Source organism: Arthrobacter sp. P4_F11 (genome assembly GCF_056401395.1).
This window is the reverse complement of the sequence record NZ_JBFUJK010000005.1, coordinates 117418-132028: the sequence shown is the minus strand read 5'-3', so window position 1 is coordinate 132028 and position 14611 is coordinate 117418. Positions and strand designations below refer to the sequence as shown.

General features: G+C 68.2%; 14 protein-coding genes. 7 read left to right on the top strand and 7 right to left on the bottom strand.

The features are described 5' to 3' along the window. Positions 1-264 precede the first annotated feature (264 nt). Positions 265-981, top strand: coding sequence for a TetR/AcrR family transcriptional regulator (locus tag AC1DRO_RS07730; protein ID WP_476950406.1), 717 nt, complete (start codon positions 265-267; stop codon positions 979-981). Further along, a complete protein-coding gene (locus tag AC1DRO_RS07725) occupies positions 978-2693 on the top strand; it encodes an MDR family MFS transporter (RefSeq protein ID WP_476950405.1) in 1716 nt (571 codons plus the stop codon). The genes AC1DRO_RS07730 and AC1DRO_RS07725 overlap by 4 nt, the downstream gene beginning before the upstream one ends. 143 nt (positions 2694-2836) lie before the next feature. On the opposite strand, the gene AC1DRO_RS07720 is transcribed toward AC1DRO_RS07725, so the two are convergent. Further along, a complete protein-coding gene (locus tag AC1DRO_RS07720) occupies positions 2837-3394 on the bottom strand; it encodes a prepilin peptidase (protein WP_028277379.1) in 558 nt (185 codons plus the stop codon). 58 nt (positions 3395-3452) lie between these two features. Between AC1DRO_RS07720 and AC1DRO_RS07715 the strand changes: the two genes are divergently transcribed. Both AC1DRO_RS07715 and AC1DRO_RS07710 read left to right on the top strand, forming a co-directional pair. Continuing rightward, positions 3453-4280, top strand: coding sequence for a hypothetical protein (locus AC1DRO_RS07715; RefSeq protein WP_476950404.1), 828 nt, complete (start codon positions 3453-3455; stop codon positions 4278-4280). A gap of 48 nt (positions 4281-4328) precedes the next feature. Beyond that, on the top strand, positions 4329-4979 hold the full coding sequence (locus AC1DRO_RS07710; protein WP_476950403.1) for a GNAT family N-acetyltransferase: 651 nt from the start codon (positions 4329-4331) through the stop codon (positions 4977-4979). 537 nt (positions 4980-5516) lie between these two features. On the opposite strand, the gene AC1DRO_RS07705 is transcribed toward AC1DRO_RS07710, so the two are convergent. Continuing rightward, positions 5517-6956: a PhoH family protein gene (locus AC1DRO_RS07705; RefSeq protein WP_028277376.1), complete on the bottom strand. Its 1440-nt coding sequence runs from the start codon at positions 6954-6956 to the stop codon at positions 5517-5519. Between the two features lie 233 nt (positions 6957-7189). Beyond that, the gene (locus tag AC1DRO_RS07700) at positions 7190-7951 is read right to left on the bottom strand and encodes an isoprenyl transferase (RefSeq protein WP_043436292.1); all 762 of its coding nucleotides are present in this window, start codon (positions 7949-7951) and stop codon (positions 7190-7192) included. A 154-nt stretch (positions 7952-8105) separates the two neighbouring features. Here AC1DRO_RS07700 and trhA point away from each other — a divergent pair, with 154 nt between their 5' ends. Continuing rightward, positions 8106-8822 (top strand): PAQR family membrane homeostasis protein TrhA, encoded by a 717-nt coding sequence (trhA, locus tag AC1DRO_RS07695; protein WP_230009209.1) that lies wholly within the window; start codon positions 8106-8108, stop codon positions 8820-8822. 126 nt (positions 8823-8948) lie between these two features. On the opposite strand, the gene AC1DRO_RS07690 is transcribed toward trhA, so the two are convergent. From AC1DRO_RS07690 to mca, 4 genes are all read right to left on the bottom strand, one after another. Beyond that, complete coding sequence (locus AC1DRO_RS07690) at positions 8949-9614, bottom strand: HAD family hydrolase (RefSeq protein WP_476950402.1); 666 nt, start codon at positions 9612-9614, stop codon at positions 8949-8951. Beyond that, a complete protein-coding gene (locus tag AC1DRO_RS07685) occupies positions 9611-11950 on the bottom strand; it encodes a thioredoxin domain-containing protein (RefSeq protein WP_476950401.1) in 2340 nt (779 codons plus the stop codon). The genes AC1DRO_RS07690 and AC1DRO_RS07685 overlap by 4 nt, the downstream gene beginning before the upstream one ends. After that, positions 11928-12245, bottom strand: coding sequence for a hypothetical protein (locus AC1DRO_RS07680; protein WP_476950400.1), 318 nt, complete (start codon positions 12243-12245; stop codon positions 11928-11930). The genes AC1DRO_RS07685 and AC1DRO_RS07680 overlap by 23 nt, the downstream gene beginning before the upstream one ends. A gap of 105 nt (positions 12246-12350) precedes the next feature. Then, entirely contained in the window at positions 12351-13256 is a 906-nt protein-coding gene (gene mca / locus AC1DRO_RS07675) for a mycothiol conjugate amidase Mca (RefSeq protein WP_459384182.1), read from the bottom strand. 117 nt (positions 13257-13373) lie between these two features. Between mca and AC1DRO_RS07670 the strand changes: the two genes are divergently transcribed. Together AC1DRO_RS07670 and greA are read left to right on the top strand one after the other, a co-directional pair. Further along, a complete protein-coding gene (locus AC1DRO_RS07670) occupies positions 13374-13826 on the top strand; it encodes a DUF4307 domain-containing protein (RefSeq protein ID WP_476950399.1) in 453 nt (150 codons plus the stop codon). 229 nt (positions 13827-14055) lie between these two features. Beyond that, positions 14056-14550 (top strand): transcription elongation factor GreA, encoded by a 495-nt coding sequence (greA, locus tag AC1DRO_RS07665; protein ID WP_028277369.1) that lies wholly within the window; start codon positions 14056-14058, stop codon positions 14548-14550. Positions 14551-14611: the final 61 nt, after the last annotated feature.

Here is a 14611-nt window from a genome sequence, read left to right as displayed (position 1 = left end):
CACAGTGTCATCGGCGATGGCACTCATCGACCCGGAACGGTCCAGGAGGACGTACACGTGCGTCAGGGCTGAATCTGTCATGCTTCCCCATTTCCGGCCCCGACGGCGCTTCTGCCTCCTCGCGGGCCACCTGTTGCCAGCGGTATGGCTGGACAGGAGCAGGCTACGGCCGGGCAGCGACATTATTGCCGGCAACAGGCCAAACAGCCCACACAGCCCACAGCCTCTTTGCACTATTTATGACTAAGTGCAAAAATACACTATATGGGAAACAGTGCAATTACTTCGGGTGGCCTCCGCGAGCGCAAGCGGGCCGCAACACGGGCGGCGATCACCGCCGTCGCGCGTTCCCTGACCGCCGAACGCGGCCTCAGCGGCTACACCGTGGAGGAAGTCTGCGAGCGCGCGGGCATCTCCCGCCGGACCTTCTTCAACTACTTCCCTGCCAAGGAAGATGCGATCCTGGGCCACGTCGACGACGACTTTCCGGAAGAGGTGGTGGCCCGGTTCATGGCGGGCGGCGCAGGTTCGCCCGCCGGGGAAATCTCGGCCTCACTCCTCGCCGACCTCGTGCGCCTGTCCCTTGATCTGTCGGAGCGGATGAGCGGCTCCGAGGAAGAGACCCGCCAGCTGATCGGGGTGATCAAGAAGGAGCCCCAGCTGATGCTGAAGATCATCGGCGCCACCGAGGAACGCGAGGCCGACTTCGCCCGGCTGCTCGCGGCCAGGGAAGGCGTACCTGCCGATCATCCCGTAGTCCGCATGGCCGTGGTCCTCCTCGGAAACGTCGCCAGGAAAACCAGCGCCGACTACTTCTCCGAGGGCAACGCCCGCCCCTACAAGGACTTGCTGCTGGAAAACATCGCAGCAGCCCGCATGCTCTTCTCCCTGCCGTTCACCATGTCCCAGTTCGACACAGTCCACTTCGACGGAGTCGAGTCAAATACAGTCCAGCCCAACCCTTCCGAAGGAGCGCAATGAGCGCCGCCGTCAGCACCAAGCCAGCAGCCGAGCCGCTGCTGCTGACCCAGAAACGCATCTGGATCATCTTCTCCGCCCTCATCGCGGGCATGCTGCTCTCCAGCCTTGACCAGACCATCGTCTCCACCGCCATGCCCACGATCGTCGGCAAGCTCGGCGGCGTGGAACACCAGGCCTGGATCACCACGTCCTACCTGCTCGCCACCACCATCGTCATGCCCATCTATGGAAAGTTCGGCGACATCCTGGGCCGCCGGAACCTGTTCCTCATCGCCATCGGGCTCTTCACCCTCGCCTCCGTCGGGTGCGCCCTCGCCACGGACTTCTGGGGCTTCGTGGTCTTCCGCGCCATCCAGGGCCTCGGCGGCGGCGGCCTGATGATCCTGTCCCAGGCCATCATCGCCGACATCGTTCCGGCCAAGGAGCGCGGCAAGTACATGGGCCCGCTGGGCGCAATCTTCGGCCTCTCCGCCGTCGCCGGACCGCTGCTGGGCGGTTTCTTCGTGGACCACCTGACCTGGGAATGGGCCTTCTACATCAACATCCCGATCGGCATCGCCGCGTTCACCATCGCCTGGTTCACCCTGACGCTGCCGAACAAGAAGGCCGAGAAGCGGATCGACGTCCTGGGCGTGCTGCTGCTCTCCACGGCCACCACGTGCCTGATCTTCTTCACCGACTTCGGCGGCAAGAAGGACGAAGGCTGGGATTCGCCGCTGACGTGGGCGTTCGGAGCCGGGCTGGTGCTCGCCGCGACGGCCTTCATCCTGGTGGAACGCCGGGCCGAGGACCCCATTATTCCGTTGAGCCTGTTCAAGAACCGCATCTTCGTGAACTCCACCGCCATCGGCTTCACCCTCGGGCTGGGCATGTTCGCGGCGATCGCCTTCGTCCCGACCTTCCTGCAGATGTCCTCCGGGACCTCCGCCGCCGAATCCGGCCTGCTGATGCTGCCCATGATGGTGGGACTCATGGGCATGGCCATCTTCTCCGGCATCCGCATTTCCAAGACCGGCAAGTACAAGATGTTCCCGATCCTCGGGGCCATCCTGACCATCGCGGCAATGCTGTGGTTGACCACGCTCACGGCCGCCACGCCCATCTGGGTCATCTGCGTGCAGCTGTTCGTCTTCGGTGCCGGCCTGGGCTCGATCATGCAGGTGATTGTCCTGGTGGTCCAGAACTCGGTGCCGGCGGACCAGATCGGCACGGCCACGAGCACCAACAACTACTTCCGCGAGGTGGGCGCGTCCCTGGGCGTCGCGGTGTTCGGCTCCATCTTCACCACCCGGCTCTCCGAGTCCCTAACCAATGCCTTTACCGGCGCCGGGGCCTCAGCTGAGCAGGCGTCGCAGTCCACCCGGACGATGGACCCCCAGGTCCTCAGCCAGCTCCCGGCACAGCTCAAGGACGCGATTGTCAACGCCTACGCGGACTCGCTCGCCCCCGTCTTCTGGTACCTGCTGCCGTTCCTGGTCATCGCCCTGATCCTGGCCCTGACCCTCAAGCAGATCCCCCTGTCGGACACCGCCGGCATGGTGGCCCGCGGCGAAGCAGTAGGCGGCGAGGAAGCCGAGCGGCTCGAGGCGGAACGGGCGGCAACCCGCCACGCCGCCAACGCCGCGGAGTCCACGGGGCCGGAAGGGCTTTCAGCCCACAGCAACGCCGGTGGGTCCAGCCACGACGACGAGCTCACCCGCCTGCGCGGCTGACGGTCCGGAAACTGACGGTCCGGAAACGGCCCGGCAGCAGCCGGTGAATGGCAGCAGGGGCGCCGCAACCTTTGGGGGTGCGGCGCCCCTGCCGCGTGCCGTGCCGGTCAGCGCCGGCAGGCCGGGATGGCCGTGCCGTCAGCCTATCCGGCCGTCGGCAGCAGCATGGCGGCGGCCGTGCCGGCCAGCATAAAGGGCCCGAAGGGAATGGCCGACTGCAGCGTCCCGCGCCGTGCGGCGAGCAATCCGAGACTCCACAGTCCGCCGAGGACGAACGCCGCAAAGGTCCCCGCCATGACGTGCCCCCAGCCCAGGAATCCCAGGTACATTCCCAGGACGCCCGCGAGTTTCACGTCGCCGAATCCCATTCCCGGCGGATATACCGCGTGCAGGAGAAAGTAGAAGAGCCAGAGGGCTGCCCCGCCGGCCAGGACACGGAGCCCCGGAATGCCGAATGCCCCGGCGTCGGCCGTGCCCGCCACGTCCTGCCCGCCGGGAAGCAACTGGCTGGCCGCCGCGCCCAGCAGAAGGACTCCGGCGATCCCATAGGAGGGAAAGACGATCCTGTCCGGGAGCAGGTGGTGCCGGACGTCAATGACCGTGAGCCGAACGGCCATCACGAAGAAATACGCACACGCAGCCAGGGCAAGCCAGAAAGCCAGCGGGTTGGCGGCGCCCAGGATGCCGAGTCGTTCGATCACCCTCGGATGCTACTTGATATTCGTCCGGCCCGGCGGTCCCCGCGCGTAAACTGTGGATATGGCCGCATGGGACAGCACAAACCGGCGCGGGCCGGACGCGCCCCGCGGCCCGGCGGAGAAGGCCGCGGCCTTCCGGAACCTGTGCCGGTCATCGCCCTGGAAGTGGCAGTCGCTGAGGTTCGAGTACCTGGACCGGCCGCTCACGGGTTCCGCGGGGTCCCCGGCCGCCCCCTCCCCCGGCGACCTCGTCAGGGGGTGGCTGCGCCGGCCCGGTGCCTTGCGGCTGGAGACCGCCGACGGCCTGGTCATCGGCAGCACCACCGGCATCAATGATTCCCGCGGCGGTTTCTATATCAGCTCCACGAGGAAGACCTGGCTCCTGCCCCCGCACTTGGTTACGCCGGTGTACGACGACGACGGGCTGGTGCGCCGCCGCCCGGAGGCAGCTTATGGCGAGCCGTCGTTCGGCAACGGCAGGTTCGCCGCCGTCCTGGACCCGGTGGAGCTTGCGGGGAACGCCCCCGTCCCGTTGGAGTTCCCCAACTCCAACGCCGTCGAGCTTGGCCCCATCACGGAGGTAGACCACGAGGGCCGGCCGGCCCTGGAATCGACGGTCAGCCCGAACCTCTCCTACCGGCCCGCCGATCCTGGAGCCCCGCTGTGCCGTCCGGGACGCACGCTGCTGAGGATTGACGCCGGCACGGGCGTCTGCGTTGCGAGCCGCTGGCTGGACGCGCCCGGGGCCGGCTCAGAGCAGGACGGTTACGGGCACTGGCTCCGCATCCTGGGCGTCGACGAATACATGCTCGATGACCTGTTCCTGGCCGAATCGATGAACCTCACGGACGTCCGGCGCCACATCAGCTGGGACGTACCCGCGGAGTAGCCCGGCTGTGACTCGCATCCGCCCGCCGGCCCCGCTAAGCTTCCTGCGATGACTGAACCCGCCGACTACTGGCCCCCTTTCGGCCTGAGCCTGACCACGCCGCGCCTTCAGCTGCACCCCATCCGCGACGCGGACATTCCGGCCGCGGTCTCAGCCGCCCTGAGCGGCGTGCACGAGCCGGGCCGCAGCCCCTTCAGCAGGCCCTGGGCCGAATCCCCCGCTGAGGAGCTCGGCCCGAACATGGCGCAGTGGTACTGGCGGTGCCGCGGGAACATGACACCGCAGGAGTGGACGCTGCTGCTGGGCATCTGGCACGACGGCGAGTTCATCGGATGCCAGGACGTCGAGGCCAAAGACTTCGCCGCGCTGAAGACGGTCACCACGGGCTCCTGGCTGCGGCAAAGCGTGCACGGCCAGGGATTCGGCAAGGAGATGCGGGCGGCCGTCGCCCTCTATGCCTTCGACTGGCTCGGCGCCGAAGTGGCGGAATCCGAGGCCGCCGCCTGGAACCAGCAGTCCCTGGGCGTCTCACGCTCCCTCGGCTACGAGCTCAACGGCGTCACCCGCGCCGCCTGGGGCGGCAAGGCCCAGGAGGTCCAAAACGTCCGCCTCACCCCCGCCACCTTCAAACGCCCCGACTGGGATCTCGGCGTCGAAGGCCACGAAGCCTTCGCGAAGTACCTGGGCATCCACCAGTAGCAGCCCCAAGCGGGGCAGCGGCCCCCCGCCGTCGGTGGGTTGCCGTGGTTGGGTTCGCCGGCCCGCGGCGTCCCGCCGTCGCTTAGACACCTCCCGTCGCTGCGCTGCGGTCGCTGGGCGACCTTCGCTGCGCTTTGGTCGGCGATGCGCTCCTCAGCGGGACACCGCAGCCCCGCGAAGCTGGGACGCTCACCAGCCGGGACGCGCTCCTCCGCAAGGTGAGCGACAAACGTGCCGGGACGCGGTCTTTCGCAAAGGAGCGCATCGCGGCGCATCGGATCCCCGGAGGTCGCTCAGCGACCGCAGGGGTCCCTATGCGTCGTAAGCAGCGTCCCGAGGGCCCCGAGGCGAGCTTGCGAGCCTTGGGAAGGGACCTCTGCGCTAAGCGACGGCGAAAGGCGGCGGTCCGGCCAACCCAACCACGGCAAACCCGACAACAGCGAAGCGCCACGACACGGCGAACTGGGCCACGGTTTCCTGACAACGTCGAAGGGCCGTGGTCCGGCGAACCGGACCACGGCCCCCAACCTGGGGAGGCTAGATCTCCGCCCCCTCCAGCAGCTCCGTCACGAGGGCTGCGATCGGCGAGCGCTCCGAGCGGGTGAGGGTGATGTGGCCGAACAGCGGGTGTCCCTTCAGGGTCTCGACGACGGCCGCCACGCCGTCGTGCCGTCCGACCCGCAGGTTGTCCCGCTGGGCGACGTCGTGCGTCAGGACGATCTTGGAGTTCTGGCCGATCCGGCTCATCACAGTCAGCAGCACATTCTTCTCCAGGGACTGCGCCTCGTCGACGATCACGAATGCGTCGTGCAGGGAGCGTCCGCGGATGTGCGTCAGCGGCATGACCTCAAGCATGCCCCGGTCCATCACTTCCTCCACCACTTCCTGGCTGACCAGCGCGCCCAGGGTGTCAAAGACCGCCTGCGCCCACGGGTTCATCTTTTCCGCTTCGGACCCGGGCAGGTAGCCGAGTTCCTGGCCGCCCACCGCGTACAGGGGCCGGAAGACGATCACCTTGCGGTGCTCCCGGCGCTCCAGGACGGCTTCGAGCCCGGCGCACAGGGCCAGTGCGGACTTGCCCGTGCCGGCCCGGCCGCCGAGGGACACGATGCCGACCGACGGGTCCATCAGGAGGTCGATTGCCAACCGCTGCTCGGCCGAGCGGCCGTGGAGTCCGAAGACGTCGCGGTCGCCCTTCACGAGCCGGACCTGTTTGTCCGCCCCTACCCGTCCGAGGGCCGAGCCGCGGCTGGACAGCAGGACCAGCCCGGTGTTGGTCGGCATCTCGGCCGCGGCCGGGATGAATACCGGCTCGTGCCCGTACAAGGTGGCAACCTCGTCCTCGCCCGCGTCGAGCTCGGCAACGCCGGTCCAGCCGGAGTCCTTGACGAGCTCATTGCGGTACTCGTCGGCCAGCAGCCCCATGGCCGAGGCCTTGACGCGCATCGGCAGGTCCTTGGACACCACCGTCACGTCGCGGCCCTCGTTGGCCATGTTCTTGGCCACCGCGAGGATGCGGCTGTCGTTGTCCACCCCGCGGAACCCGGCGGGCAGCACCTCGGCGGAGATATGGTTCAGCTCCACCATGAGCGTGCCGCCGTCGGGGCCCAGCGGGATGGGACGGTCCAGGCCGCCGTGCTCGAGCCGCAGGTCATCGAGCAGCCGGAGGGCCTTGCGCGCAAAGTAACCCAGCTCCGGGTCGTGGCGCTTTCCTTCGAGCTCGGTGATGACAACGATCGGCAGGATGACCTCGTGCTCGGCGAAGCGCAGGAGGGCCCGCGGATCGGAGAGCAGGACGGAGGTATCGATCACGAAACTGCGGGCCGTGCCCCGGCTCCCTGTTCCTTCCCCGGAAACAGCAAGACCGGCCGCCGCGGAATCCGCTGCACCGGTCTTTGAGGTGGCTCGCTTGGCGCGAGAGGTAGCTTTCTGTCCCTGATCGGAAATGACGTCGGGCAGTTGCTCAGAAATAGCCACATCGACTCCAGCCCCGGGGCAATGCCCGGAATTGTTATTGGTGAGGCGGCTCGGCCTGGAGGCCGGACGCGGCCTCCCATACACCCGGTGCGAAAATCCGCTCCATGTACTGGCCTCCCCGATCGGCCGGCGAATTGCCTGCCGATGGGATTAACGTACGTCTCCGGGGGCCGGTTTGTCCGATAATTTTTCGGCGATTCTTGTTGCCGTCTTGTGAATTCCGCGTGAACCGCTCAGGCGCCGAAGCGGCGCTGCCTGCCGGCGTAGTCGCGCAGGGCGCGCAGGAAATCCACCTTACGGAACGCCGGCCACAAGGCCTCGCAGAAGTAGAACTCACTGTACGCGCTCTGCCACATGAGGAATCCGGACAGCCGCTGCTCCCCGGAGGTCCGGATCACCAAGTCCGGATCCGGCTGGCCCCTGGTGTAGAGGAAGCGCGAGATGTCATCCACGGTGAGTTCATCGGCCAGTTGTCCGATGTCCGCTCCCCGGGCGACGGCGTCGTGCAGCAGTTCCCGGACGGCGTCGACAATCTCCCGCCGTCCGCCGTAGCCGACGGCGACATTGACGTGCAGCCTCTCCTGCGCGGGCGTGCGCGCCGTCAGGTTGTTCAGCCGCTCGGCGAGGTAGTCCGGCAGCAGTTCGGGGGCGCCCATGGCGTGAACCGAGATATTGGCGTCCTCGTCCAGCCGGTCCAGGGTGTTGGCGATGATGCCCATCAGGAGGTCGAGTTCCTCGCCGGAGCGGTTCATGTTGTCCGTGGAGAGCATGTACAAGGTGACCACCTTGATGCCCAGCTCCTGGCACCAGCCGAGGAATTCGTGGATCTTGTCCGCACCGGCCTGATGGCCTTGGCTCGTGGGGGCGTTGAACTGGCGGGCCCAGCGCCGGTTGCCGTCGACCATGACGCCGACGTGGCGCGGGATCCGTTCAGGATCGAGGGAGCGTTGGAGCTTGCGTTCGTAAAAGCCGTAGAGGAATCCGGGCATTTCCATCCGGAGATTCACCTGGCTTCCTTGAGGTACTTGTTCAGTGCACATCCTAGGCTACCTGCCGGAGGGCCGTGCCGGGTGCAGCTTCGTCACAGGACAGCCCCGGACGGCTTGTTACTCACCAGTAACTTACTACGGCGTAGGTTATTATTACGGCATGGAAAGCAACAGTCCGGAGCCTCGGCCGGAGCCTCCGGCGAAGCGGGCAACCCCGGTGGACGACGCCGCGGTGCGCCTGGCTGAACTGCTGATGATCAAGCCCAAATGGCGGGGCTGGATCCACACCGTCACCGCCCCGCTGGCACTGGCCGCCGGGCTGGTGCTGGTGATCCTGGCGCCGCCGGACCTGAAGGTGGCCTGCGCCGTATATGCCGTTACCGGGGTCCTGCTGTTCGGCGTCAGTGCCGTCTATCACCGGGGGAACTGGTCACCGCGAGTGAAGATCGTCCTGAAGCGGCTGGACCACACGAACATCATGCTGGTGATCGCCGGAAGCTACACGCCGCTCGCCTGGGCCCTGCTGGACCGGCAGCAAGCCGAAGTGCTGCTCTGGGTGATCTGGTCCGGGGCCATCCTCGGCGTGCTGTTCCGCCTGCTGTGGACCAATGCCCCGCGGTGGCTCTACGTGCCGATCTATATCGCCCTCGGCTGCGGCTCGCTGTTTTATCTGCCGGACTTTTTCGCCGCCAACGCTGCTTCGGCGGTGCTGATCTGCGTCGGCGGGGTCCTGTACATCACGGGAGCCGTGTTCTATGCGCTGAAGAAGCCGAACTTCAGCTACGAACACTTCGGCTTCCATGAACTGTTCCATGCGCTGACGGTCTTTGCCTTCGCCGCGCACTACATCGCTATTGCCATCGCGGTCCTGGGCTGACGCCGGCTGCGCTGATTCTCCCCACCTTTGAAACTGCGACGCCGGGACTCGCCGGCAGTCCGGCCCGACACGCCGGGCGCCGGCTTCAATGGTGGGGAATTCCGGCGTCAGGGGTTGGCCCCCTGCTCAGCCGGGATGCCCTGCCGCAATGAGCTCGGGCAGCAGCCGCATGTCGGAAAAGACGGTGGTTCCGGGACCGGCCAATCGGGAAGCCGGGGTGACACCGCCGGCATACGCGAAGACGTGCATTCCCGCCGCCCGGGCGGCCTGGACGCCGTAGGCGCTGTCCTCGACGACGGCGCACCGCCCGGGAGCGGCGCCCTGGGCCGCCGCGGCGTGGAGGAACAGGTCCGGCGCGGGTTTGCCGTTGGCCACCTCCGTGGCGCTGTAGATGCGGCCCTGAAAACGGCGCAGCAGCCCGGTCTTGCCCAAGGTCCGGCGCATCTTTTCGTGGCTGCCGCTGGAGGCGACGCAGTGCGGCAGGGACAGCCGGTCCAGGGCGTCCTCGACGCCGTCAACGGCCTCGAGATCACGTTCAAACGCCTCCTGGTACCAGCGACCGTAGTCGCGGTCCCAGCCGTCGGCCAGCCGGATCCCGAGCTGTTGTTCGACGGCGGCCACAAAGTGCGCCTCGGATTTTCCGACGAACCGTTCCACGATGTCATCGAGTTCCAGCTCCCAGCCCAGGTCTGCCAGCACGCGCTGGTCCACCCGGATGGCGATCACCTCGGAATCCACCAGCACACCGTCACAATCGAACACCACCAGCTCAAAGCCGTCCTGACCAGTCATGAGGACATCCTAGCCAGCTGCCCGCGCATTTCTTCGACGGAAGTCGCGGGGAGGCCGCAGACCATGCCGCGGCACAGGAACACCTGTGGGGCGCCGTCCGGGCCCGCGCCGCGGCCCTGCAGCAGGGGTACTGGCCGGGCGGCGCCGTCGTCCTGGACCGCGACCACCAGCCCGGGGCTGGCCGAGAGCAGCAGCTCCCGGTGCAGCACGGCCCGTTCCGGGCTGTCCGGTCCGGCGACGGCGGCCTCGATGGGACCGGCGAGGGCGGCCTGGGCGGTCGCGAGCAGCCAGCCGGCGGCGCGGGGTGCCTGGCCCGCAAGCGGAGGAAGCAGCAGGGCCAGGATGCTGGCCGCCATGATGCGGTGTTCGGACGAGCCGGAGAGGGCCGAGTGGGTCACCAGGGCACCGGCCAGCGCGGCTGCGCCGCTGGGGGTGGCGCCGTCGAACGGTTCCAGGCCGTCGCGGCCGCCCTGGGCGGCCGTGACCTGCGCGGACTCCCCCGCAGCGTCCCTCAGGCCGCCGTCGGCCGCGAACCGCCTGCAGGCGGCGTCCAGAATGGCCTCGGCCAGCCCGTACCAGCGGGTGTGCCCGGTAACCGCATAGAGCGCGAACAGCCCCTCGGCGCACAAGGCGTAGTCCTCCAGTAAACCGCCGATTCCCCGCGCCACTCCGTCGTGGGAGACGCGCATGAGCCTGCCGGGGCCATCCGCCGCGGGCCGCCAGTGCACGCGCTCAAGATAGTCCGCGATCCGCTCCGCCGCGGCCACAAGCTCCTGGCGTGCCAGGACGGCGCCAGCGTCGGCGAGGGCGGCGACGGCCAGTCCGTTCCAGCCCGCCACCACTTTGTCATCCCGGCCGGGCTGGGGCCGGTTCCTGCGTGCCTGCGCCAGCAGCGGGCGCACCCGCTGCCACAGCGCGGCCTCCCCACCGGACATCTCCCGGCCCGGATGCAGCGGCGAACCGTCGGCGCTCACACTTCCGGGCATTCGGACGTTCATGAGGGCCGCCACGGCGGCGCCGTCGGACGGGCCCAGGAGCGACTCAAGGCCGCCGGGAGTCCACAGGTAGCTGGCCCCTTCGGCGTGCACGCCGTCGACGACCGTGTCGGCGTCCAGCGACGACGCCAGGGCCACGACCCCGGTGTCCGGTCCCGCCGCAGGGCCTGCCGCAGGGGCTGGAGCCGGTCCTGCCGCCGGGCCCGTCGCAGGTGCAAGCCCGAGGCGGGCCAGGAGCCAGTCGGCGGTAAGTCCGGCAATCCCGGCGGCCTCGGCCGCCGGGTACTCCGGCGTGCCGCCCAGCCGGACCCAGTGGACATAGACGCGCAGCAACTGGGCGTTGTCGTAGAGCATTTTCTCGAAGTGCGGAACGGACCAGTCCGCCGTCACCGAATAGCGGGCGAAGCCGCCGTCGAGCTGGTCGAACAACGCCGAGCGGGACATTGCCGCCAGGCACCGCCCGGCCATGTCCCGGGCCGCCGTCGCGGTCTCCAGGCCCGCGGAGTCCTGGCCCCCTGTGTCCAGGCCCGCGGAGTCCTGGCCCCCTGTGTCCAGGTCCGCGGTCTCCTGGCCCGCGGTGTCCGGCGCGGCTGCCGGCGGCATGCTGTCCGAGGGCGCTGCGGCGTGACGGACCAGGAATTCGAGCACGGCCGCGGGCGGGAACTTCGGCGCGCCGCCGAAGCCGCCGTGGGCCCGGTCCTCGGCGCCGGAGAGGGCGGTGACGGCTTCGGCAAGGAGCGCCGCGTCCAGGGCCCCGGGCGGCCCGTCCAGATGCAGGGCGGCTGACGGCTGGGACGCCGCGATGCCGCGCGCCAGGGTGTCGGCGTTGGCCTCGACGGCGCCGCGGCGTTCCGTCCAGGCCTCGTTCACGGCTTCAAGGACCTGCCGGAAGGACGGCCGGCCCGGCATGGGCCGGGGCGGGTAGTACGTGCCGGCATGGAAGGCCCTGCCATCGGGCAGGAGGAAGACGGACATCGGCCAGCCGCCCTCGCCGCTGATCGCCTGCGTCGCTGTCATGTAGACGGCATCGACGTCAGGGCGCTCTTCGCGGTCCACTTTGATGGAGACAAAGTGGGCGTTCAGGTAGTCGGCGGTGTCCCGGTCCTCAAAGGATTCATGGGCCATGACGTGGCACCAGTGGCAGGCCGCGTAGCCGATTGAGAGGAACACCGGCACGTCCCGGGCGGCAGCTGCGGCGAAGGCCGCGTCACCGAACGGCTGCCAGTGCACGGGGTTGCCGGCGTGCTGGCGCAGGTACGCAGAGGGTTCCGCCGCCAGGGCATTCGAGGCCCCGGACGGCGGGTCGGGGAATCCGCGGTCAGCGGGTTCCGGGTCCCGCATCGCCGTTGACTTCCGGCCGGTTAACCGCGCCGTCGGCGGGGAAGGCGGTGCCGTCGGCAGGGAACCCGGCGTCCCCGGCGGCCTCACGTTCGGCCTCCACCWGGGCACGGTAGCGGACCCGGCGGATGCGCCGCACCATGTCCACGATCAGCAGCGCGGTCAACACCACGATGAAGGCTGTCAGCAGGAAGCCCAGCAGACCCGGGGTGACCTGGTCCTCGGACAGGCCCGGGCGCAGCGACGGCGTAGGGGTCGGCGCCGGGGCTGTTGCGAGGGCGATGAGCAAGGAATGCACGGTGGGGAACCTTCTGTGGAACTGGGTGTCTTTACTGCGGTGACTTTTCTACAGTGCTTTGTCTACAGCATCTTTTCTACACTGGATAGAAGAGCCCTTTCGTCTCTATCTTAGCCCGGCGAAGAGGTCCGTTTCCGGCAGATCCACGGGGATCCGGGATTCGATCAGGGAGTAGTCCTCCCACGGCCAGACCTTGCGCTGCATGGCCGAGGAGACCGCGAAGAAGAATCCTTCCGGGTCCACCTGGGTCCGGTGTGAGCGGAGTGCGTCGTCGCGGGCTTCGAAGAAATCGCCGCACTCGACCTGGGTTGTGGTGGCGTGTGTCGGCGGCGGCGGGGTATGCCCCTCGGCGTCCGCTTCCAGCCACGCAGCGAGCCGCTCGGCATACGGGGACTGCAGGCCGGCCTCCTCCAGCGCGGAGTGGAGGGCACGGAAACGGTCCGGGCTGAAGGCGCGGTCGTAGTAGAGCTTGCTGGGCTCCCAGGGTTCCCCGGCGTCCGGATACCGGGCAGGATCGCCGGCCGCCGCGAAGGCCTCGACGGCCACCCGGTGCGCCATGATGTGGTCCGGGTGCGGGTAGCCGCCGTTCTCGTCATAGCTGAGGATCACGTGGGGCTTGAAGTCCCGGACCAGCCGGACCAGCGGCGCGGCCGCCCGCTCCAGCGGCTGCAGGGCGAAGCACCCGGGCGGCAGGGCCGGCAGGGGGTCGCCCTCCGGCAGCCCGGAATCGACGAAGCCGAGCCAGCGCTGCCGGATGCCGAGGACGTTCGCGGCGGCGTCCATCTCCAGCCGGCGTGCCCCGGCCATGTCGCGTTTGGGGTGCGGTTGCCCCTCCATCGCGGGGTTCTGGATGTCGCCGCGGGAGCCGTCGGTGCACGTGGCCACCAGGACTTCCACGCCGGCGGCGGCATACATCGCCATCGTGGCGGCACCCTTGCTGGATTCGTCGTCGGGATGAGCATGGACCGCCAGCAGACGAAGCGGTGCTGACGGGCTGGGGGATGCTGTCATCGTGGGACGGCTCCTCTTTCTGCTGTGCTGCCCTGTTGGGGTGCGTCTGTTGGTGTGCGGCTTGGTCTGTGCGGCCAGCCGGAAATATCCCGGTCCGATCCACACTAAACTGGACTGGTGACTTCCGAGGACCAGCCTGCCGCGCCGGCACCTAACAGCCTATCCAATCGTTACGGCGGCCAAAAGCGCGCGCTTTCCCGCAAGGTCAAACGCAACATCCTGATCGCCGCCCTCGCCGTGGGCATTGCCTTTCTGGCCTGGGTCTCGACGTCGGCGGCCATCGGCGGCGTCAGCTACAAGGATGTCGGCTACAGCATCCCCGACGCCACGGTCACGGAAATCGACTTCCAGGTCACGAAGGACCCGGCAGCGGAGGCGAAATGCGCTGTGAAGGCCATGGACTCGAAGTTCGCGATTGTGGGCTGGAAGGTTGTGGACATCGGACCGAACGCGGCCGATGCCGGCACGGACGGCGGACGCACCACAGCCCACCGCGCCCAGCTGCGCACGGAATCCCAGGCGGTCTCCGCCGTCGTGGACAGCTGCTGGATTCCCGACGCCGGACAATAACGGGACCACAGGCCGCGGCAAGTGCCGGGCCGCGCACAGTGAAGCCGTCCGAGGCCGCCTGGGACACCGCCTGTAACACCGTGTGATCCACGCCGCAGTCCTCTTTGGTTTATCCACAGGATTGACTACAATGGATCAATACCTTTCCCCCGCTGAGCTGGTTACTGCGTCATAAAAGTGGCCACCGTGGCGGGGTCTTTGCTTGTATGACCACCCAAAGGAGAAGTCCGTGTCTACCACCAACAGCGCAACTGCGGCTTGGCTTACCCAGGAAGCTTTTGACCGCCTGAAGGCAGAGCTGGACAACCTTTCCGGCCCCGGCCGGGCAGAAATCGTCCAGAAGATCGAAGCGGCGCGCCAGGAGGGCGACCTCAAGGAGAACGGCGGCTACCACGCTGCCAAGGAGGAGCAGGGCAAGATCGAGGCCCGCATCCGCCAGCTCACGGCGCTCCTCCGGGACGCCCACGTCGGGGAGGCCCCGGCCGACGACGGCATCGTGGAGCCCGGCATGATCGTCGTGGCCAGGATTGCCGGCGACGAGGAGAGCTTCCTGCTCGGCTCCCGCGAAATTGCCGGCGACTCGGACCTGGATGTCTTCAGCGAGAAGTCCCCCCTCGGCGCGGCCATCGTCGGCCACAAGGAGGGCGACAAGCTCAGCTACACCGCCCCGAACGGCAAGGACATCACGGTGGAGATCATTTCCGCCAAGCCGTACGCCGGCTGACACCAGCGACATAACAGCGACGCCGGTCTCCCCTCGCGGGGAGGCCGGCGTCGTGTTTTCC